Raw genomic sequence first — 20,216 nt, 5'->3', positions numbered from 1 at the left:
CACCGGCATCATGACCACCGGCTGGCTGTCCACGGGCGGTCACTGGTTCTACCTGCAGAGCTCGGGCGCCATGGCCACCGGCTGGCTCCGGGTGGGCAGCAGCTGGTTCTATCTCGACCCGACCAGCGGGGCGATGGCCACGGACTGGCTCAAGGACGGGGCCACCTGGTACTACCTGGACCCGAGCACCGGGGCTATGGTGACCGGGACGCGCACCATCAACGGCAACTCGCAGTCCTTCACCTCGTCAGGGGCCTGGATCGGTTACCAGGCGCCGTCGGGCTACCTGCAGCCGGTCTCCTCGATCACGCCCCTGGGATGGTCAACCAACACGCTGACCTGGGGAATGAACGGCATCAAAGTGCGCATCGTCCAGCAGCGCCTGGGTCTGTGGCACTCCACGAAGCTGGCCAGCGTCGACTCCTCCTTCGTCTCGGCGGTGCGCAACTTCCAGCGCCGGACGGGTCTGCCCCAGACCGGGGTGGTGGACGAGTCGACCTGGAACGCGCTCAACACGGGCTTCTCCTGGTGGGTGGACCAGCACCAGGAGGTCCCCACGTCCCTGAGCGCCACCCGCGGTGAACGCATCGAGACGATGATCGGCTACGCCTGGAACCAGATCGGCTCCAGCTACACCTGGGGCGGGGCCGGCCCTTACGGCCTGGGCTTCGACTGCTCGGGACTGGTGCTCCAGTCCCTGTACAAGGCGGGGCTCGACCCGCAGCCGATCAACGTGATCAAGCACGGCTGGCCCGACTACCGCACCTCCCAGGAGCTCTACCGCCACCCGCAGATGATGCACGTGCCGTTCAACCAACGACAGCGCGGTGACCTCATCTTCTACACCTCCGGCGGCGTGGTCACGCACGTGGCCATCTATCTGGGAGGCGACCAGGTGATCCACACCGACTGGATGGGGCGGCCGGCGCGAGTCGACCACATCACCGTCTCCTACGGCTGGAACAACATCACCTCCGACGTGGTGCGCCCCTTCCCGTGATCGGCCGGGGTCCCACTCAGGCCGGCGCCCTGGGGCGCCGGCAACGGGGCCGTCAGAAGGTGACGGGCCAGTGGGGCATGCAGGTGCTCAGCTCCACGTGTGCGTTGGTGCGCGCCTCCATGCTCTTCTGGTACTCGGGGTTGGGCTCGGGGGTACGCCCCTCCTTGATGTCCTTCTCTGCCTGGGCCTCGTCTTTGAACTCCGGGATCTGCCCGTCGGCGAATCGGCTGGTCGTGGCGGTGTAGGTGGTCAAAGCGGTCACGGCGCTGGTCGCGGTGGCGTCCCCACCGGCGGCTGTCTGCAACCGGGCGTGGTAGTTGGTCTCCAGGACCTGGGTGAACGCGTTCCACGCGGACTGGGTGTCCTCGCTGCTCGATCCCTCGGGCAGGCCGGTGTAGGCCTGCCCCTCGGGAGTCTGATCCAGGGCTTCGACGAGGATCGCGTCCATGGCTCCGCACTGGGTGTTGGGTGCCGTCGTGGCCGGCGGGCCAACGGGCGCGGTCTGCACGGGGGTGGAGGCCGTGGTCGAAGCCTTCGAGGTCGACGATGCGCAGGCCGCCAGTGAGACGGCCGCGGTTAGGGCGAGGGATGTGACAAGGCAGGCGCGGAAGGCGCGGTGGGGATCCATGTCACAAGATTAGCCGACCGAGCCGACTTCCCCGGCCGAGCCGTCGTCGGCGGTCCAGCACGTCGAGACCTGAGTGCGGGGGCCGGGTTCCGTCAGTCGAATCAGTCGCAGGCGGTGATGCGCCACAGGGTGACAGCGCCGTCAGGGGTCCGGTCGACCGCCTCGAGGTACTGGCGGGGCAGCCGGTCGAGGGCCTGACCCCATAGGGGTTCGCGTCCCCCGCCGGTGGCGCCGTCGGCGACCGTGTCGTCGGTGTAGTAGTAGCGCGCGCCGCGCTGGGCGAGAATGCCGCACACCCGTGGGTTCGTGCCGATCTCGTCGAGGTGGCGTCCCAGCCAGAGGAGGTCTCCCCCGGGTGGTTCGGGCCTCGAGGGGTAGACGACCCGCACCCCGGCGACGCTCCACAGGTAGGCGCTCCCGTTGGAGGGATTGCCCAGGACGACGGCGCCCTCGGGCAGGGTGGAGGGGGCCCGGCGGATGAGCGCGAGCTCGTCGTCGCTGAGCATGGTCCCGTAGGCGATTCTCTCCGGGTCGTGGATCGCCTGGAGAATCTCCGTCTTGAGGCTCCAGCGCCACGCCGGGGCCAGGACGAGGGAGGCGATGAGCAAGCAGGCGGGCACGTTCCGGCTCAGGGCCGCGACCGCGAACCGACGCCGAGGCGATGGGGCGGCAGCCTGGGAACCGGTGGGTTCTTCGGTGCCGCTCCCCCAGCGACGCTGCGCCTCGGCAATGCCCAGGGTCGCCAGGACGAGTAGCCCGATCGTCACCAGCGGCATGATGCGGGCCCGTTGGGTGTACCAAGGGCCGGCCAGGATCCGCGGCGGCCAGTGCGGGCCGGCCGCCAGCAGGATGAGGACGACGGACAGACCGGTCGCCGTGCACCAGCGGCGCAGCCCCGGTGTGCGCCAGGCCGAGACCGCCCCCAGCAGGGCGAGTACGGTCATCATGGCGTTGCCCAGGTACCAGGGTGTGAAGGTGGCCAGCAGAGGATGGTCGGTGAGAACCGCCCAGATCGTCTCGGGCAGGTTGCCGCCGGGACGCGGATAGGACAGGACCGAGGCCAGGGATGAGCGCATCGCCCAGGCTCCCGCGGCGACGAGGAGCAGTCCGACGGCTGTGGCCCCCAGCAGGGCGCCGCGTCGGGCTCCACCGCGGCGCCACAGTCGTTCGAGCCCCGGCGCCATGGTGGCCATCACCACCGGGCCGCCGAGGACCGCGAGGTTGAACAGTCCGGCGCCGTGAGCCGTCACGACGCCGACGCAGGCCAGCGCCGCCGCACCTAGCGCACTCGCCCGTGCCACGGGCCCCGCGCTGCCGGGAGCGCACCCTCTGACTATCAGGGCCAGCGCCGCGGGCAGGACGGCCAGGCTCAGGGCGTAGGGCCAGGTGCTCGTCAGCAACAGGAGCAGACTCACCACGGATCCCGACAGCGCCGTACCCGCGGCGAGGACCGCGCCGTCGGTGGCGGTCGCAGCCGGGCGGATCCGGCCGAGCACCTCCCGCAGCAGTCCAGCCATCCCCAGGGGCCAGATGAGGCCGACCGAGACCAGGACGAGGACATTGGCCCCGACGACGACATCCCCTGGCAGGAGTGCTGCCAGGGCGTGCCAGCCGGTCGGGTAGTAGGTGACGGCTCCGTCGTACATGGAGGCCAATCCACCCATCGGCGAGACGTTGCCCTCCCGACGCACGAAGGCGACGGCGGAGAGGTGGAAGACGGCGTCGGAGGCCTGGGGCGGTGACTGCGGGCCCCGGGTGCCGATGAGGGCGGGCCAGGCCGTCATGACACCGGAGAGCACAACCGCCCCGGCGAGCAGGAGCGCGTTGCGGGTCCCCAAGGCGGGCGGCGCCAGAACGGGGCCAGCGGCGTCCGCCCTGATTCCGTCGGTCGAGCGCCGACGCCACGGGTGGGTGAGGACGAGTCCGAGGGCCGCCGCGGCGGCCCACAGCCACATCCCGGGGCCGACGAGCAGATGCGTCACGTCCCAGCGGATGCCCAGTGCCCCGCCAATCACCGTCGCCGGGCCGACGACGCCCAGGAGGAGCGCAGGGGCCGCCGCCGGGGCGGCGACCCCGCGGACGCCCCATGCGCGCGCCAGCAGCCATCCGGGAAGGAGCACCAGGACGACGGCGACGATCACGGTGGGCCATGCGGTCCACCAGGAGCCGTCGTCGGCCGGGCTCATGGCCGAGATCGAGCCGACCACCGCACTCAGGGTGCCGCCCAGGTCACTTGCCTCCGCCGATGGTCAGACGGGGCACACCGGTCCACTTGCCGGCGTCGGTGGCGCGGCGCCCGTCCAGGAGGAGTCGCAGCCCGGGCAGATCGGCGGGGGCGAGCTCGTGGTACTCGGGGTGGTCGGCCTGGACGATGGCGACGTCGACCCGCTCCCCCAGGTGGTAGGGGGTCCAGCCGAAGCCGGACAGCTCCTCATCGGTGTACATGGGGTCGTGGACGAGGACCTCGGCGCCGGCCTCGCGCAGCGCCTCGACGGTGGGGAAGACGCCGGAGAAGGCGGTCTCCTTGACCTTGCCGCGGTAGGAGGCGCCCAGCACGACGACGCGCAGGCCCTCTAGGGAGCCGAGGAGCTCGGTGGCCCGGCCGACCACGTAGGCGGGCATGGTGGCGTTGAAGGTGCGGGCGGTGCGCACCACCGAGGCGTCGGGGTCGGTGGACAGGTACAGGCGCGGATAGACCGGGATGCAGTGCCCGCCCACCGCGATGCCGGGGCGGTGGATGTGGGAGTAGGGCTGGGAGTTGCAGGCCTCGATGACGCGTTCGATGTCGAAACCGGCCTTGTCGGCGTATACGGCGAACTGGTTGGCCAGGCCGATGTTGACGTCGCGGTAGGTGGTCTCAGCGAGCTTGGCCATCTCGGCGGCCTCGGCGGTGCCCATGTCCCACACGCCGTTGGGGCGGGGTAGGTCGTCGCGCTCGTCGAAGTCGAGGACGGCCTCGTAGAAGGCGATGCCGGCTCGGGTTCCGGCCTCATCCAGGCCGCCCACGAGCTTGGGGTAACGGCGCAGGTCGGCGAAGACGCGGCCGGTGAGGACCCGCTCGGGACTGAAGACGAGGTGGAAGTCAGTTCCCTCCCTCAAGCCACTGATCTCCTCGATCATGGGCTTGAAGCGGCCACGCAGGGTGCCCACGGGCAGGGTGGTCTCGTAGGAGATGAGGGTGCTCGGGGTCAGGTGGGAGGCCAGGGAGCGGGTGGCGTCGTCCATCCAAGCGAAATCCGGCGCCCACGTGGCGTCATCGACGAACAGCGGCACGACGAGCACGATCGCGTCGGCGTCGGGGATGGCCTCGGCGTAGTCGGTGGTGGCGCGCAGGGCGCCGTTGCCGGTGGCGGGGCTGAGCGCCGCGAGCTTGTCGGCCAGGTGGGCCTCCCCGGGGAAGGGCTCGCTACCGGCGTTGACGGCTTCGACGACGGCGGGGTTGACGTCGACTCCGATGACCTCGTGGCCCTTGTCTGCGTACTGGACAGCCAGGGGCAGTCCGATCTTGCCCAGGGCGACGACGGCGATGCGCATGCGGGTTGGTCCTTCCGTGGCTGGTGGCGTAGCGGGTCCACCATACTCGTTCGTTCTTGTTGTCCGTCCGGCCTGAGGCCGGGCACTCGGCCTTATTCGCCCCGCTACTGCCCGCTGGAGAGCCAGCACAGGTCGATGCGGTAGACGGCCGCGGATCCGCCTTGGTCGACGAGGGTGAATCCGCTGGAGACGTCGACGTCGTAGAGGCCCGGACGCAGCTTCTCGTTGGCTACGCCGTTGAAGCGCTGCGGCTGGTCGCTATAGAAGTGGGTGATGCGATGGCGGCGCACGATCTCGCACACCTTCGGGTCGAAGTGGATGTCGCGGAAGTGGGTGCGCAGGTAGAGGCCGTCGGCGTCGCTGTCCGCCTGCCCCGCGAACATCCACACCGGGCTGCCCCCGGCCAGGAAGGGGAGCATGGCGGTACCCGCCACGGGGTCGCCCAGGACGTAGGCGTCCGGGGGGAGCTCTGTGCTCAGGCGCTTGATCATGGCCAGCTCGTCGGGTGAGGCCACCAGGCGGGACTGGCCGTGCTTCGGGGAGAAGGCTCCCCTCACGTCCGCTCTGACGGCGGTCATGCTGCTGGCGACCCCCAGGATGAGGACGAGCGCTCCGACCACGACGGGGCTGCTCATGATGATCCGGGCGACCGACGCCCGTCCCTCCGGATTCTCGGGCCTGCGCAGCGCAGCATCTGCGGCATTCGCACCTTCGCCCTGCTCGGTGCCGGCCCGCCGGCGCCGCCATGCCAGGAACCAGCCGGTCAGCGCATCCAGCCCGAGCGCGACGAGGAGAAGCGCGGGAACCACCGTCATGGCCTTGATCCGGTGCGGGTTGTTGTAGAACACGCCGGTCATGGCCGACAGGACGGGGACCGGGGCCAGCGCCGCCAGGATGAGCAGCATGCAGGCGACCCAGGCCACGACGATGCCCCGGTGGTGCCTGCGCCAGTAGGCCAGAACCGCGCCGAGCACGCTCAGGCAGGCCATGATGATGTAGGCGGCGCGGATCTCCCAGCCGCCCCCGCCGTAGTAGAGCAGGAACGGGATGACCAGCTTGGCAAACAGCGGCTCCCAGCTGCGGTCGGGTCGTCTGCCGAAGTGCGCCTGCTGCGGTCCGGGAGCCATGACGAAGACGGCGACGGCGAGAACGACGGCGACGGCGACGCCCAGCAGGATGATGCCGCGTCGCCGGGCGGCGCGATCGTGCTGGCGCACCCCCCGGATCCCCGCCAGGACGATCCCCATCCAGGCCACTGCCGCCAGAGGCCAGCCGATGATGATCGCGGTTGCCGGATGCGTGACGACCGACCCCATGACCGCGGCAACCGGTGCCGCCACCACGATGAGGGTACGGCGTCGGCGTCCCACGGTGATGAGCCAGGCGGCACGGCGCCAGGCGGCGACCGCCCAGGCGACGGCGGCAGGGCACGCCGCCAAAGCCAGCGCATAGGGCCACACGGCCGTGTCGGTCAACAGCCGGATGGGGAAGATCGGGGTGAGTGCGCCGGCCCCCAGGACGAGGTACACCGAGCCTCGGATCTCCGGGAGGATAACCCGGGCCAGGTAGGCCATGCCGATGAGCCACACGAGGGGCACCACGAGCAGCAGGGTGTTGGTGGCCGGGACCACCTGGTACCAACCGACCGAGGCGAGGGTGACGATCTCGTGCCACACCATCGGGTAGAAGGAGTGATGACCGTCCATCCCGAACATGCCCGCGTTGCCGTCGAGCATCGATGCGTTGCCCGTGTGCTCGATGAGCCAGGCCTGGTTGTAGTGGTAGAGGGAGTCGGCGGACTGAATCGGGATACTGGGTCCCGATCCGGGCAGGATCGGCAGGATCATCACGATCCAGGTGACCGCAATGGCGGACCACATCAGTCGCTGGGAGCCGAGGATGGAGCGGGTGTCGGGCATCTCCGGCTCACCTGGGGCCCCCATCGCGCTGGAGTACGGGGTGGGAGCCGGCAGCCCGTGCGGGGCAAGTTCGGGGGCGAACCAGGTGCGCAGCGTCAGCACCTGCCCCTTGCGCCTGACCCATAGCCAGCGCCCCACCGCGACGGCCGCGGCGCACAGGAGCAGGTAGGTGATGATAGTGGGTAGGTGCCACCACACCCCCAGGAAGCGGAAGAGAACTCCCCCGAGCCCCATGAGCAGAAAGGTCAGCGCCGGGGCGCAGGCGATGCGCGCCAGCCGGAACCGTGCACCGCCCGCGACGAGGAGCAGCCAGCCGGGTGCGAAGGTCGCGACGATCAACGCAACCAGCAACGGCAGGGCCGACATCCAGGCCACGATCCAGGTCATGCGCCGCGCACCACCGTCCGCAGATGTCGCGCCACGGCCTCACCGGTGGCCCGCAGGGAGCGGTGGTTGCGCACCCATGCGTGCAGCCGGTGGGCCCGAAAGGAGTCCTGCGCGGCGGTCTGGTCGGCCTCGTCGAGCGCCCGGGTCATGGCCCGGGCGACGTCGTCCTCGGTGTAGTCGGCCACCCAGCCCAGGTCGTGGGCTGTCAGGTCCTCGACGACGGGTCCCACCCCGGCGTAGACCACCGGGACGCCGCAGGCCAGGGCGGCCAGCACCTTGGTGGGGTAGGCGAAGTCATAGCCCTGCCCCGGGCGGATGGATACGAGGCTGGCGGCGGCGCCCCGCTGCCAGCGGGCGGCGTCGGAGGCGTCCATGAGACCGTGCATGACGACGGCGGGGGCGCCGTCGGGGCCGGGCGGCAGGGCGGAGGCGACCCGGGCGATCTTCTGCCAGTCCGAGCCCTGCCCGATGTAGAGGACCTGAGCGGTGGGGTGGGTGCGCCTCACCTGCTCCAGCGCGGAGGCGAAGATGTCCGCTCCCTGCCACTCCGAGGCTGTGCCGGCGTAGATGAGATAGGGGCCGGTGATGCCCAGCTCGGCGCGCTCCTCGTCGGAGGGGAGCTCACCGGTGGGCTCGAAGACGTCGGTGTCGATGCCGTTGGGAACCACCACCACGTTCCGGGCGCCCAGGGCGCGGGCCCGCTCGGCTACCTCCTCGTTGATGGCGATGACGCACCGCGCCCCGCGCATCGCGTAGGACTCGGCGGCCCGCACCACCCGCACCACCGCATCCGGGGCGCCGGTGGAGGCGGCGGCGTCGGACCACACGTCGGGGGCGTACCAGACGTAGGGCAGGCGGCGCAGGGCGCAGATGGTGCGCGCCACCACGCCGGTGGTGGGCGGTGGCTCGACCAGGACGATATCGGGTCGGGAGGCCAGCCCCAGACGCAGCGCCAGAGGCATGTCGAAGGAGAGATAGGGCAGGTATCCGCGCAGGTATCCGCTGGCATCCCGCAGGGCCGGCCAGCGCGAGACGCGCACGCCCTGCGGGTCGTCGATCTGCGGGGCGGGTTGCCCGTCGCGCCCGGGCACGGTCGTGGTCAATGCCCGCACCGGTACGCCGTGACGGGCCAGGGCGCGTTCGACGCCATCGAGGCGGAAGGAGGCGGCGGCGGCTTCAGGCAGGTGGATGCGGGTGGCCAGTAGCGCCCCGCCTCGTGGGAACCGGGTCATGGCTTCCTCTCTGTTGCGCCCAGCACGTGGGCGACAGTGCGGGCCCGGGCCTGCCAGGTCTGTTCGGGCAGGACCCGACGCATACGGCGGCGCACCGCCTCGATCTCCCCAGGAGCCTGCCGCAGGCGGCGCAGCAGGTCGCTCAGGGCGCCGGCGTCGTAATCCAGGACCCAGCCGATCCCCATCTCCTCGACGAGTCGGCCGGTCTGGGTCCCGCGCACGGCGATGACGGGCAGCTCATGGGCCAGGTACTCGTAGAGCTTGTAGGGGACGGCGAAATCCCAGTAGGGGTTGGGCTCGGTGAACAGGACCCCGAGGTCTGCCCGCCGGTACAGGGGCTCCAGCTCAGCCCCCGAGCGGTGGACGACCTGTGCCCTGCCCGCCGGTAGGAGCGGGCCGTAGTGGTCGCGGCTGGCCTCCCAGGTCTCCTGGCGCACGCACAGGGTGATGCGGGTCCCGGGCGTGGAGGTCACGGCCCGGAGGCAGGCGTCCATCCGGTAGTTGTCCTGCAGGACGCCGACGAAGAGCAGCTCGAGGCCACCGTCATCGTCACCATCATCGTCCTGGCCGCACGCGCCGCGGGGCTCGACATCGGGTGCCCCGGGCGGCAGAGGGCTCATGCGGGCCGGGTCCACGTGGGGGATGTGGCGAGCCATGGCCTGACTGGGCAGGAAGAGGTGGAGGCCCACCCTCTCGAAGGCCATGAGCTCGCTGCGGTAGGCGGCCTGGAGCCCGGCCTCCAGGATCGGATTGATGCCCTCGCGGAAACGGGGGAAGCGCCAGTAGACGTCGCGGTAGAAGACGCCTACGGGCACGCCGGAGCGCTGGCAGTGGTGGAAGAAGGCGGCGTCGAGGAGGGGGTGAACGGGGAGGTGACGTGGCTCGGTCAGCGCGTTGGGAATGGTCGCGTTCTCGCTGTAGACGAACTCGATCCCGGCTCCTGCGGCGATTGCCGCTCGCACCCGGGCCATCGCCCGACGTCGCTGCGCGGCGTAGCCGGTGACATCCATGACCCGGTAGCCGAGGTCCGCGAAGGCCCGCCGCATCGCCAGGGGACGCAGCATGGAGGCGGCCACCCGATCCGGCTGAAGCGGAAAAGGAGCGTGGAAGACCATGAGCTTGTCTGCGCTCATGACGTCACCTCCGTCTTGTGCATGGGTCCCGGCGACCCACAGTGGGTAGGACTTCCGACCCGCAGGATGCTGAGCGATCATCTCACGCCTCACGAGAACCGATGAGGCGCTTCTCTATTGTCGGACAACGCTGAAGCCCAGTGGAATCCGCTGGGCGTCATCCGCGTCACGTGTCACAACTGTGACACACTGAGCGCCGGCAGACGGCGTAGGCACACCGGGCCGCCGAGGCTACTCGGCGCCGCTGACCGATCAGAGGATTTCAAGGGATTGAGGGCAACGGTGAGTGTTATCGACGTCGAGCTTCGGCTGACGAGTCCGCAGTGGCAGCAGACCGCGCCGTCGGGCGACACCACCGAGTCCCTGTGGGTGCGTTGCGACACACCCTGCCCTGATCCGACCGATCCGAAAGTCCTCGTCTCCCACCCCGGGCGTCTGACCGCCATCCGGATCAGCGACGATGAGGTGGTTCTGGCTCAGGACCGGCTGCGCTCCTGGCCCCTGTTCTGGGCCCTTGAGAACAGGGCCGACGGCGGCCGGCGGCTTATCGTCAGCGATGACGCCACCGCGATGCGCGGGGCACTGAGCGCCCCCCGGCTGGATCCGCGAGCTCGCCGGGAGTTTCTGGACGCCGGTTTCGTCTCCGGCACCGACACGCTGCTGGTCGGCGTCCACCAGACCGAGCAGGGCGCGATCGTGCGCATCGACCGCGCCACCGGCCGGGTCCGCGCGGTCGACTACGCCTTAGCGCGGTTCTGCGAGGAGTCCGACATGGTCACCGACCCCGAGGAGTTCTCCGACCTGCTGCTCGCGGCGCTCGACGCCGGCATGGGCCGGGTCCTGGAGGACCTGTCGGACCGGCCGGGCTCGCCGCGACTCGTGCTGCCCCTGTCGGGCGGGCTGGACTCGCGGCTGCTGGTGGCGTGGCTGACGCTTCACGGCGCCCTGGACAGGGCGGTGGCCTTCACCTATGGGCGTCCCGGAACCCGGGAGGTCGAGGTCTCGCGCAAGGTGGCTGAGGCGGTGGGCCTGGAGTGGCACGCCGTCGACTACGTCCCCGCCGAGCTGCGCGAGGCCTGGCAGACACAGGAAGCGGCCGACTTTCTGGAGTACAGCTACACCCTGGGGGCGCTGCCGCACGTGCAGGACTGGTACGCCCTGCGCAACCTCCTGGAGCAAGGCGTGGTACGTCCGGGCGACGTCGTCCTGCCAGGGCACACGATCGTGGGCAACATGCACGACGAGCACCTCCTGGAGGAGCCGCACGTCACCCGCGGTCGGGTGGCCAAGGCGATCCTCATCCACCACCAGGAGCTCCAGGGGGACCAGCGGCGCGCCTACGCCGACCCCTACCGGGCCGCCAAAGTCCGCGCCTTCCTGGCTCTGCGGCCCTTCACCGGCAGCCCGCGAGACGTGCAGAGCATCCTGGAGTCCTACAACGTCCGCGAGCGCCAAACCAAGTACATCAACAACTCCATGCGCGCCTATGAGCACCTGGGGCTGGAGTGGGCACTGCCCATGCTGGATGTGGAGTTCTGGGACGCCTGGCACCGTGGCGCCGTGGAGCTGACGGCCACGCGGGACTTCTACGCGGTCTTCATCGGGCGCCTGTGGGCCCGGGCGACCGCACTAGCCGCCGGGGCCGAGGCGGACGCCGCCGACCGCGCCGACGAGGCGGACCTGCCCTACTTCGCCGCCACCGAGGTCAGCGAGGAGACGCGCTCACGGCTCAAGACCGCACTGTCGCGCTTGCACCTACTGGGCCTGGCCGAGCGGACCTTCTCGGCGTGGGCGACACTGCACTCGACCATGGCCTTCGAGGCGTTTATCACCGACGCCTCCCTGCCGGTGGCCGCCGCCCAGCTCATGGGCGGGCGCAAGCTCCTGGGCTTCTGGACGCGCGCCTTCCTGAACGACACCTGGTGCCGCCGGTGCCGGCTGTTCACCGACCTGCCCCTGGCCACTCCCGCCGAGCTGGAGGCGATGGCCCCGGAGGAGTGAACCGACGTTTTCTTCATAGAGGACGCGGCTACGTGTCCTCCATGAAGAAGACGTCAGTGTGCGCGGAGGTCGCCGGCGACTTCCTCGTGGAGGCGGCGGTAGGCGGCGCCCACCTGAGCCGAGGAGAAGCTGTCCCCAATGGTGGCGGCGATGGAGGCCGCACCGCGGGGGGCGAGACGCTCCACGGTCTCGACGACGGCGTCGGCCCACTGCCGGCTGCCGGCTCCCAGGGGCAGAATCGTGCCGTTGGCGTCGGTGACGTACTCGGTTTGGCCCCCGGCGTCGGAGACGACAACGGGCCGCCCGCTCGTGATGGCCTCGGCCGCTGAGACGAAGAAGTTGTCTCCGCGGGTGGGGCCGATGAAGAGGTCGGCGCGGGCGAGCTCGGTGCGCACGCCCGCGGCGTCGAGGTTGCCGGTCAGGCGGGTGCGCTCGCCCAGGGCGGGGTCGGTGGCCAGGCGCTCCTCGATATCGGCGCGCAGCGGCCCCTCCCCCACGAAGGTCATCGTGGCCGGGACTCCCCGAGCGGTCAGCTCGGCCAGGACGTCGAGGCAGGCCATGGGGTCTTTGCGCTCCACGAGTCCGCCGACGGTGACCATGTTGATGCTGCCGGTGTCCTCGCCGCCGGGTGGCTCGCTCACCGCGTCCTGGGGTTCGACGATGCAGGGGACGACCGCGGTGGGCAGGCCGCGCCTCAGGGTACGGATCGGGGTGGCCAGGTATTCGCAGACGGCGGTCACCAGGTCGGGGCGGGCCAGGCCGTGGCCGACGACGGGGATAGCGGCGCGCAGGGCTGGGCCGAGTGTGTCGGGGTTGGTCAGGCCGGACCAGTGCTCGGTGTGGACCCAGGGCAGGGTCAGGGCCCGGGCGTGGTCCAGGGCGGTCAGCGGCAGGAGGGAGCTCATCGCCATGGAGTGCAGGACGTCGGCGCCCTCGAGCGCGGGACGGAGCCGGTCGGCGGCCCGGGCGACGGACAGCGGGTTGGAGGGTTTCATGGGGATGGACAGGACCCTCATGCCTTCCAGGGTGCGGTGGCGGGCGCCGTCGTCCTGGTGGGGCGGAACCAGGTGGATGATGCGCACGTCCTGTCCGGCGTCGCGGATCGCGGCGCTGTCGCGCAGGACGAAGGAGCCCGAGCTGGGTGCCCGATCGGTGGGGAGCCAGGTGGTGACGACGGTGACGCGCATGTCCCCATGCTAGGGCCTGTCTCGACGCGGGGAGTGCGGCCGTGTGGCATGAGTCCTCCGCTCCTGCACTCTGGTGGCGCGCGGCCGCGCATGGCCGCTCGGGCCCGTAGGATCGGCTCATGCGCGTTGTCTCCGTCGTCGGGGCCCGGCCCCAGTTCGTCAAGCTCGCCCCGGTTGCCCACGCCATGGCTGCGGCCGGGGTGGAGCACGTCATCATCCACACCGGGCAGCACTACGACCCGATGCTCTCCGACGTCTTCTTCACCGACCTGGGTATCCCGGCGCCCGACGTGCACCTGGGCGTGGGCTCGGGCGGGCACGGCGCCCAGACCGGGGCGATGCTCGCTGCACTCGATGAGGCCCTGCCGCCCCTGTCAGCGGACTGGGTCCTGGTCTACGGGGATACGAACTCGACGCTGGCCGCAGCCCTAGCAGCCGTCAAGCTGCACATCCCGGTGGCCCATCTGGAGGCGGGGCTGCGCTCCTTCAACCGGGCCATGCCCGAGGAGATTAACCGGGTCCTGACAGACCATGCGGCCGACCTGCTCCTGACGCCCACCGCGGTGGGGGCAGAGCACCTGGCCGCCGAGGGGCTGGCGGGCAGCACCGTCGTCGTCGGTGATGTCATGACCGATGTGCTCCTCCAGGTGCGCGACCGGGTCTCGGGCTCCCCCAGCCCGGTCATGGAGGAGCTCTCGCTGGCTGAAGGCTCCTACTCCCTGGCCACGATCCACCGGGCTGAGAACACCGACGACGCCGGACGCCTGGAGGCCGTCCTGGACTCCCTGGCCCGGGTGGACCATCCCGTCGTCATCCTGGCCCACCCGCGCCTGGTGGCCAAGTGCGCCGAGCACGGCCTGGCCCTGGAGAGCCGGGGGTCGTTGCTGGTCCACCCGCCGTTGGCCTATCCCGACCTCATCGCCTCGGCGCTTCATGCCCGCGGGGTCATCACCGACTCCGGTGGTTTGCAGAAGGAGGCGTTCCTCCTGCGGGTGCCGTGCACCACAGTGCGTCCTCAGACCGAGTGGGTGGAGACGGTGGAGCTGGGGTGGAACCGGCTGGTCGAGCCCGGTGAGGCGCTGGTGGAGGCGGCCTCGCGGCCGCGGCCGACCGAGCCCCGGGAGGCCGATGCGCACCCCTACGGCGACGGTCACGCCGCCGAGCGCGTCGTTGCAGAACTCACCGCCCACCTGCCCGGCTGACGCCCGGGACCGACGGCGCACAGCGGGAACTCTCTCAGAGCGCACCGGAGCCGAGCGGCCGAGTTTGAGTTTTTGCGTATTCTGCATGCCTCGAGAACTGCGATTTGTTGTGGGGACGTACTTTCATCATTGGTTACTGCTGATCGACATCAGTCACCAACATAAAAAAGTTGCGTTCCCAAGCTTTTCACCAAACATCGTAGAGTCTGAAACACAACACCAGATCATGCAGACAATCACGTTGTCACAAAATTTGCTTCTCGCCTATCCAACCAACCACTAAGGCTGCTTGTTCACAAGACACACTTGCCGTGCGACAATACCGTCCAGAAATTTCTGAAACGAAATCACAGGCAGCATTAATCCGATATTTGAAAATAAATAGAATCTCAGAAAAACATTTCCTCTGATGGATCCCTCCACAACATATCCCTGAGGAATCACTAAATCAGCGACAACTGCGAGCCCATCGGAAACCTGAGCAGCATCATTTCTATATGAGAAAGTCGACTCTTTACTTAGAAGTAACCTCTGGTCAACTTCAGCACTCATCGCATCACGCAAACCAGACACATTCTCAAGACATCCACGAATTTTCGAAATTTTATTTTCGCGCGGTTTTATTGTTAACGATAAATATATTCTTATAATCCACCAGAATAACAACAGAAGACCTATCGTGACCAAAATAGTAGAACGAGAAACCACTACAAAAAAAGCAATCCAAGCCATTATCGAAGCAGCAAACCCTTGCATGCACATAATGACTGCATCAAAATTTATCCTTCCCACAGAAACGAAACTTGCCTTCACGTTAACAGCTACCAGCACTGCAAATTCAACACCCAATGCCACCAACAGCAAACATGCATACACCCCAACAACGACCAGCACGGCTTTATATTTAACTTCGGAAGCTAGGCACCTTTGAATTAATGCTGCAAATAAAACCATCACCGCCACAACAACTCCACCATATCTACCAACAAAACACCTCAATCCCTTAATCTGTTTCGACAGAAATATGCTCGATGCCCCATAGAGGAAATGATATTCTCCACTAAGAACACCCTCACTGCCATTCCTACACCTCCACTCCGCAAGATTAGCCACCCGAATTAGGGTCCGCGCATAGCCACTTATCTTCCCAGCATCACTCTTTAAAAACAATGCAGGCCACACAGAGACAAACAAATACAACACAAGTAGTATAAAAAAATACATCATCGACACCCCCTTCCAATTTTTTGCCGCAACCACGAAACCCCAGCACACCACAATAACCCCGTACATACCGCAAAGCTGTAGCATCAGAAACATCGCAACATCTTCACAAGCAGAATTATCCAATACTTCCTGCAGCCAAGCACGATGCATCTGCACACCACCAGGAAGCTCCCGCATCGGCCAGAACATATTTCGCAGCGAAACAATCAACAAAGCCACTGCCGCTAAGAGAGAAAGCAGGGTCGAGAAGACAAAACCATAGCCACTCTCTCCGATACACTTAAATAAATCTCTATACACCTTGAATATTTTTAACGGATTCGAATTAAAATCAGACTCAAGGCTAGCCCATAACTTCGGCCTCAACATCAGATGCGCGAAAACAGCCACAACGCACCACCACACCGTAGCCAGGAAAGTGGCCAACATACTTCTAAAGACCCCTGGCTTACGGGAAGACTTGAATGAACGAAACGGAGCGCTCTGCTTACCAGACAACACATCTTTTTTCACCATGCGTTATTTGTATCACCAGCACAAAGTCCAATCAACCTTGAAATAGAAATACCCTGAGAGCTCTCAGCAGAACTCTCTCGTCGATTCAACTATTGAAGGAGATTTATTCACAGGATTCGCGGTCGGTTCCACCATCCTCCTGTGACGCACGAGCGACTCGGTGTCCACACAGCGGACATAGCTGAGCCCGCAGCCGACGCGATCGACGAGCATCCTTGAAATTCCGCGATTCTCGCTCGGCTTCCAACGTCCCTGTGACCTTCATGTCCGCAGCATGGACACCGAGCCGCTGACACACCGCAGGAGAACGGGAGATCCGACGACGGACCTCATGAATAGCCCTCGAGGCACTCTGAATTCAGCCCTCGAGGGCGATGAGGCCGTCGACGAATTCGCGGTACTGGCGCTGGGCGTCGGACATCTCGGCCCAGGTGGCGTGCGCGTCCCGGCTCATGGCCTTGTACTCCGCGTCGCCGAGGTCCATGACGGACTCGATGGCGTCAGCGATCTGCTCGGCGGTGGTCTCCACCGGGATGAGTCGGCCATTCTCGCGGTCGTGGACGATTTCGCCGGTCCCCCCGGCGGCCGTGGCCACCACCGGCAGCCCCGCCGCCTGGGCCTCCATGACAGCCACCGGCACGCCCTCGCCGTCGGAGCAGTTGAGGAAGCAGGAGAAGTCCGTCGTCGCATAGAGCTCACGGACCTCGGTGTTGGTCAGGTGCCCGGTAAAGGTGACCGGGGCCGAGTCGATCCTCTCCTCGGCCCGGGCCCGCATGGCGGCCAGGCGCTCGTCGTCGAACTCGCCGATATGGGTCCAGGTGACCTTCCGGCCGCGCTTCTCCAGCTCGGCGACGGCATCCACGATGAGGTGGACCCGTTTGTAGGGCGCCATGTGCGAGCAGGAGACGAGCTGGAAGGGCTCAGTCCGATGCCGCTCGTGGCGCGGTGCGGCCGGCACGCCCAGGCGGCGCACCTCGATGGTGTCGGCCTTGGGGAAGCGGCGACGCAGGAAGCCGGCCGCGTACTGCGAGATCGGGTAGACCCGGTCCACAGCCCGCATGACGAAGCGGCGCGAGGGGACGTAGCCGCGCGGTGCGTCGGCCTCGTCGACGTCGTAGGCGTGCGCCCGGGAGACGACCTTGACCGGCCTCCCCCTCAGCTCACGGCGCCGCAGCATCCCGCCCAGAGCCGCCCCGGTGAAGAACCAGTAGGAGTAGATGGTCAGGTGACTGGCCCGCTCCAGGCCGAGGCCCGGCAGGAGCCGGCGCATCCGGCTGTAGGCGCTCAGGGCGATCGCCGCGAAGCGCACATCCATCCCGAAGCGCCCGAAGCTCTTCCACGGTGGCGTCTCCACCATCCGCTCCCGTCCCAGCAGGATCTGCGGGGCGCGCAGAATCGCGTGGAAGCGCCAGTCGGGCAGCCGGGAGGCCGGCAGCAGGGCACAGCGGGCGTTGGCCGGCAGCGCGCGGGTCTGACGGGCCCCCTCGCTCAGGCGAACCGGGACGACGACGACCTCGTCGTAGGCGGCGCACAGCGTCTCGATCTCCTGCTCGAGGAATTCCTCCCCCACCTCGTAGGGGTAGAAATCGGTGAGTAGCAGCAGACTGCGCGGGCCCTGTCGGCCGCTTCGACCGGTGGACGCACCAGTCGACTCCGTCCCGGATCTGCGGGGCGTGGTGGACGTCATCTCTCGCGTTTCCTTCCGGTTCGGCGGTTCCGGTCACGATCGGGCGCTGCCGCCCGATACCAGTGTGCCCGACGCGTCTTCAGCTCACGTCGCCTTCCGCGCCTCCGGAGGCGGCCGACGACGCGGCATCCTCCTGCCCGTCCTGGCGACTCTTGCGCTCCTCCCGGCTCTTGGACTCCTGGAAGCCGCCCACGCGCTCGCCGGCGTCGAACTGCTTGGCGGCGTGGTCCGCCAGAGCGGTGTTGGCCACCAGCAGTCCAGCCATCATTGCGCCCAGGACGTAGCAGGTGGCCAGCAGGTCCAGCGGGGACCAGTACAGCCAGGCCAGGGGCAGCGCCGTGTAGAAGACGTTGAACCCCAGCATCCAGTCCTGGTGCTCGGTGACGATGAAGAGATTCGAAATCGGCGAGGTGATGAGCATCATGAACAGCCAGGGGGTCAGCGCGCGGGCGAAGCTCCCGGACTCGGCCCACTGCGCTCCGAACAGCAGCGGGAAGAACCACGGCGAAAGTGCGTAGATGAGCGCGAAGGGGAGGATCCCGATGAGCACCGCACGTCTGATGGTGACCCGGACCAGCGGGCGCATCTGCCCGGGCTCGATCGTGGAGAGCTTCTGGAAGAACACCCTGGCCACAGCGCCGTTGATGAGAATGAGCGGGGCATCGAGCACCCCCCACGCCATCTGGAACTGTCCCAGGGAGGCGACCGAGTAGCCCGAGATGAGCAGGGCGATGCCGTTGGTCCGCAGCGCATCGCCCAGGGCGTTAGGTCCGTTGAGCAGCGGCATGCGCCGGTAGCGGCGGGCCGCCCAGCGCAGGGAGGGCGCGTCCTCGGGGAGTCGGCGCCACAGAACTCTGGCCTGGCGTCCCAGGTTGGCGAAGGCAAAGAGCTGGCCCGCCGTGTGCCCGAGCACCAGCCCGGGCATCCCTCCCAGGCCCGCCACGCCGAGGATGAACTGGCCCCCGGTCAGACCGATCTGCTGCTCGGCCTGGTTGACCGCGATCGTGCGGTAGTCGCTGTTGCGGTTGAACCAGTACTTGAACAGCTCCACGCCGGACATGAGGAAGGTGGTCAGCCCCACCAGGGGCATCCACAGGGCCACCTCGTGCCCCCACTGCCGGGCGATGACGCCGTTGAGCGGGAAGGAGGCCGCCGTGGCTAGCAGCGAGACCACGGTCAGGCACACCATGCCCAGGCGGGCCACGCTCAGCGCCTCGGTCTCCCGCTTGGGCAGCATGATCGCCATGTCGTAGCGCAGCGCAGCAACCGCCACCAGGATCGAGGCCACCGAGATATAGGTGCCCAACAGCCCCATGTCATGAGGAGTGTAGACCCGGGCCAGGACGATCTTCATGAGGAAGGTGACGCCCTGGGCCACCGCCGTGCCCGTCACCAGCGTCAGGACGTGGCGCAGGAACGGCGAGGAGTCCATGACCGAGCGGACCCGGGCGAGCAGCCCCGCCACGGGCCCCGCCGGTGCGGCCAAGCGGTTCAGAGCTCGACCGTCCGGTTCTCGCTCGCCGAGGTCAGGACCGCCTCGACGACGTCGAGCGTGGCCACGCCCTCGGCCATGGTGACGTGGCGCTGGGACACGCCGCGCACGGCGTCGCGGAAGCCCTCCTGCTCCAGGGCCAACGGCTCGCGCTTGGGGATCGCGTAGCGGATGACGTCGCCCTCGCTGACCCCCCGGAAGACGGCGACCTGGTCCCAGGTGGAGGCCACGGTGCCGTTGGCGTGGAAGGTGAGATCGCCGGTGAGAGTATCGGCCACGAAGGCGCCCTTCTCCCCGGTGACGATCGTGATGCGCTCCTTGAAGGGGGTGAGCCAGTTGACCTGGTGGCTGACAACGATGCCGCCCTCCAACAGGCCGGTGGCCACCATCATGTCCTCGGTCTGGCGGCCGGAGCGGTGCGTGACCTGCGCGGCCACGGAGGTGTAGCGGGCGCCGGCCACCCAGGCGGTCAGGTCGATGTCGTGGGTGGCCAGGTCCTTGACGACACCGACGTCGCTGATGCGGGCAGGGAAGGGCCCCTGGCGGCGGGTGAGGACCTGGTAGACCTCGCCAAGCTCACCGGCATCGAGGCGCTCGCGAAGCGCCCGCAGGGCGGGGTTGCAGCGCTCCACATAGCCCACGGCGCCCACAAGCCCGCGCTCGGCGAAGGCGGCGGCCACGCGGCGGCCGGCGGCGGCGGCGTGGGCGATGGGCTTCTCCACCATGGTGTGGACACCGGCCTCGGCCAGGGCCAGGGCGACGTCCTCGTGGTAAACGGTGGGCACGGCCACCATGGCGGCATCGAGTCCGGCATCGATGAGGGCGTGGACGTCGGGAAGGACCGGTAGTTCACCCGCCACGCCAAAGCGGTCGCCGCCGGGGTCTGCCACGGCCACGAGCTGCATGCCCTCGGTGGCGCGGATGACCCGGGCGTGGTGGCGCCCCATGGAGCCCAGACCGATGAGCCCCACGCGCAGGGGGTTGTCGGCCGTGCCCTTGTCGGGCAGGTGGTGGGCTTCGGGAAGGCCGGTCGTCGTGGCCAGGCCGTCGAGGGCGACGTTCTCGCACATG

The 20,216-nt window shown here is 68.0% G+C and carries 14 protein-coding genes; 3 read left to right on the top strand and 11 right to left on the bottom strand.

The genetic code is table 11. From position 1 onward, the window contains the following. Nucleotides 1-1,000, top strand: a 1,000-nt coding sequence (locus tag FK256_RS02835; RefSeq protein ID WP_211343509.1) for a C40 family peptidase, incomplete at its 5' end; no start/stop codon positions are given. A 52-nt stretch (nucleotides 1,001-1,052) separates the two neighbouring features. Here FK256_RS02835 and FK256_RS02830 read toward each other — a convergent pair. The 6 genes from FK256_RS02830 to FK256_RS02805 all read right to left on the bottom strand — a co-directional run bounded on the left by FK256_RS02830 (nucleotide 1,053) and on the right by FK256_RS02805 (nucleotide 9,833). Further along, nucleotides 1,053-1,628: a hypothetical protein gene (locus tag FK256_RS02830; protein WP_141423607.1), complete on the bottom strand. Its 576-nt coding sequence runs from the start codon at nucleotides 1,626-1,628 to the stop codon at nucleotides 1,053-1,055. A 101-nt stretch (nucleotides 1,629-1,729) separates the two neighbouring features. Continuing rightward, nucleotides 1,730-3,835 carry a DUF6541 family protein gene (locus tag FK256_RS02825; protein WP_244936108.1) on the bottom strand — a complete coding sequence of 702 codons (2,106 nt, stop codon included), beginning with the start codon at nucleotides 3,833-3,835 and terminating at the stop codon, nucleotides 1,730-1,732. A 22-nt stretch (nucleotides 3,836-3,857) separates the two neighbouring features. Further along, nucleotides 3,858-5,162 carry a nucleotide sugar dehydrogenase gene (locus FK256_RS02820; RefSeq protein ID WP_009233985.1) on the bottom strand — a complete coding sequence of 435 codons (1,305 nt, stop codon included), beginning with the start codon at nucleotides 5,160-5,162 and terminating at the stop codon, nucleotides 3,858-3,860. Nucleotides 5,163-5,266: 104 nt separating this feature from the next. Beyond that, on the bottom strand, nucleotides 5,267-7,468 hold the full coding sequence (locus tag FK256_RS02815) for a DUF6541 family protein (protein WP_021605766.1): 2,202 nt from the start codon (nucleotides 7,466-7,468) through the stop codon (nucleotides 5,267-5,269). Next, nucleotides 7,465-8,700, bottom strand: coding sequence for a glycosyltransferase (locus FK256_RS02810; protein WP_021605765.1), 1,236 nt, complete (start codon nucleotides 8,698-8,700; stop codon nucleotides 7,465-7,467). The genes FK256_RS02815 and FK256_RS02810 overlap by 4 nt, the downstream gene beginning before the upstream one ends. Then, nucleotides 8,697-9,833 (bottom strand): glycosyltransferase family protein, encoded by a 1,137-nt coding sequence (locus tag FK256_RS02805; protein ID WP_141423606.1) that lies wholly within the window; start codon nucleotides 9,831-9,833, stop codon nucleotides 8,697-8,699. Before FK256_RS02805 ends, FK256_RS02810 begins: the two co-directional genes overlap by 4 nt. A gap of 282 nt (nucleotides 9,834-10,115) precedes the next feature. On the opposite strand from FK256_RS02805, the gene FK256_RS02800 reads away from it, so the two are divergent. Continuing rightward, the gene (locus FK256_RS02800) at nucleotides 10,116-11,834 is read left to right on the top strand and encodes an asparagine synthase-related protein (RefSeq protein ID WP_141423605.1); all 1,719 of its coding nucleotides are present in this window, start codon (nucleotides 10,116-10,118) and stop codon (nucleotides 11,832-11,834) included. A gap of 53 nt (nucleotides 11,835-11,887) precedes the next feature. Here FK256_RS02800 and FK256_RS02795 read toward each other — a convergent pair whose 3' ends face one another. Continuing rightward, entirely contained in the window at nucleotides 11,888-13,021 is a 1,134-nt protein-coding gene (locus FK256_RS02795) for a glycosyltransferase family 4 protein (protein ID WP_141423604.1), read from the bottom strand. A gap of 119 nt (nucleotides 13,022-13,140) precedes the next feature. Between FK256_RS02795 and wecB the strand changes: the two genes are divergently transcribed. Beyond that, nucleotides 13,141-14,223 carry a non-hydrolyzing UDP-N-acetylglucosamine 2-epimerase gene (gene wecB, locus FK256_RS02790; protein ID WP_141423603.1) on the top strand — a complete coding sequence of 361 codons (1,083 nt, stop codon included), beginning with the start codon at nucleotides 13,141-13,143 and terminating at the stop codon, nucleotides 14,221-14,223. A gap of 279 nt (nucleotides 14,224-14,502) precedes the next feature. Here wecB and FK256_RS02785 read toward each other — a convergent pair whose 3' ends face one another. The 4 genes from FK256_RS02785 to FK256_RS02770 form a co-directional block, all read right to left on the bottom strand. Beyond that, nucleotides 14,503-15,966: a hypothetical protein gene (locus tag FK256_RS02785; protein ID WP_141423602.1), complete on the bottom strand. Its 1,464-nt coding sequence runs from the start codon at nucleotides 15,964-15,966 to the stop codon at nucleotides 14,503-14,505. Between the two features lie 358 nt (nucleotides 15,967-16,324). After that, nucleotides 16,325-17,653, bottom strand: a complete 1,329-nt coding sequence (locus FK256_RS02780; protein ID WP_141423601.1) for a glycosyltransferase — start codon at nucleotides 17,651-17,653, stop codon at nucleotides 16,325-16,327. Between the two features lie 79 nt (nucleotides 17,654-17,732). Then, a complete protein-coding gene (locus tag FK256_RS02775; protein WP_049939756.1) occupies nucleotides 17,733-19,085 on the bottom strand; it encodes a lipopolysaccharide biosynthesis protein in 1,353 nt (450 codons plus the stop codon). Between the two features lie 59 nt (nucleotides 19,086-19,144). Continuing rightward, on the bottom strand, nucleotides 19,145-20,215 hold the full coding sequence (locus FK256_RS02770; RefSeq protein WP_141423600.1) for a Gfo/Idh/MocA family protein: 1,071 nt from the start codon (nucleotides 20,213-20,215) through the stop codon (nucleotides 19,145-19,147). Between the last annotated feature and the right edge of the window lies 1 nt (nucleotide 20,216).

The organism is Actinomyces johnsonii (assembly GCF_006546835.1).
Lineage (GTDB): Bacteria > Actinomycetota > Actinomycetes > Actinomycetales > Actinomycetaceae > Actinomyces > Actinomyces johnsonii.
The sequence above is the reverse complement of the archived record's forward strand: the minus strand, read 5'-3'. Positions and strand labels throughout refer to the sequence as shown.

Excerpts from the sequence above, each read along its gene's own strand:
- FK256_RS02830 (WP_141423607.1), bottom strand. The coding sequence starts at position 1,628 with ATGGATCCCCACCGCGCCTTCCGCGCCTGCCTTGTCACATCCCTCGCC.
- FK256_RS02820 (WP_009233985.1), bottom strand. The coding sequence starts at position 5,162 with ATGCGCATCGCCGTCGTCGCCCTGGGCAAGATCGGACTGCCCCTGGCT.
- FK256_RS02815 (WP_021605766.1), bottom strand. The coding sequence starts at position 7,468 with ATGACCTGGATCGTGGCCTGGATGTCGGCCCTGCCGTTGCTGGTTGCG.
- FK256_RS02810 (WP_021605765.1), bottom strand. The coding sequence starts at position 8,700 with ATGACCCGGTTCCCACGAGGCGGGGCGCTACTGGCCACCCGCATCCAC.
- FK256_RS02805 (WP_141423606.1), bottom strand. The coding sequence starts at position 9,833 with ATGAGCGCAGACAAGCTCATGGTCTTCCACGCTCCTTTTCCGCTTCAG.
- FK256_RS02795 (WP_141423604.1), bottom strand. The coding sequence starts at position 13,021 with ATGCGCGTCACCGTCGTCACCACCTGGCTCCCCACCGATCGGGCACCC.
- wecB (WP_141423603.1), top strand. The coding sequence starts at position 13,141 with ATGCGCGTTGTCTCCGTCGTCGGGGCCCGGCCCCAGTTCGTCAAGCTC.
- FK256_RS02785 (WP_141423602.1), bottom strand. The coding sequence starts at position 15,966 with ATGGTGAAAAAAGATGTGTTGTCTGGTAAGCAGAGCGCTCCGTTTCGT.
- FK256_RS02780 (WP_141423601.1), bottom strand. The coding sequence starts at position 17,653 with ATGACGTCCACCACGCCCCGCAGATCCGGGACGGAGTCGACTGGTGCG.
- FK256_RS02775 (WP_049939756.1), bottom strand. The coding sequence starts at position 19,085 with ATGGACTCCTCGCCGTTCCTGCGCCACGTCCTGACGCTGGTGACGGGC.
- FK256_RS02770 (WP_141423600.1), bottom strand. The coding sequence starts at position 20,215 with ATGTGCGAGAACGTCGCCCTCGACGGCCTGGCCACGACGACCGGCCTT.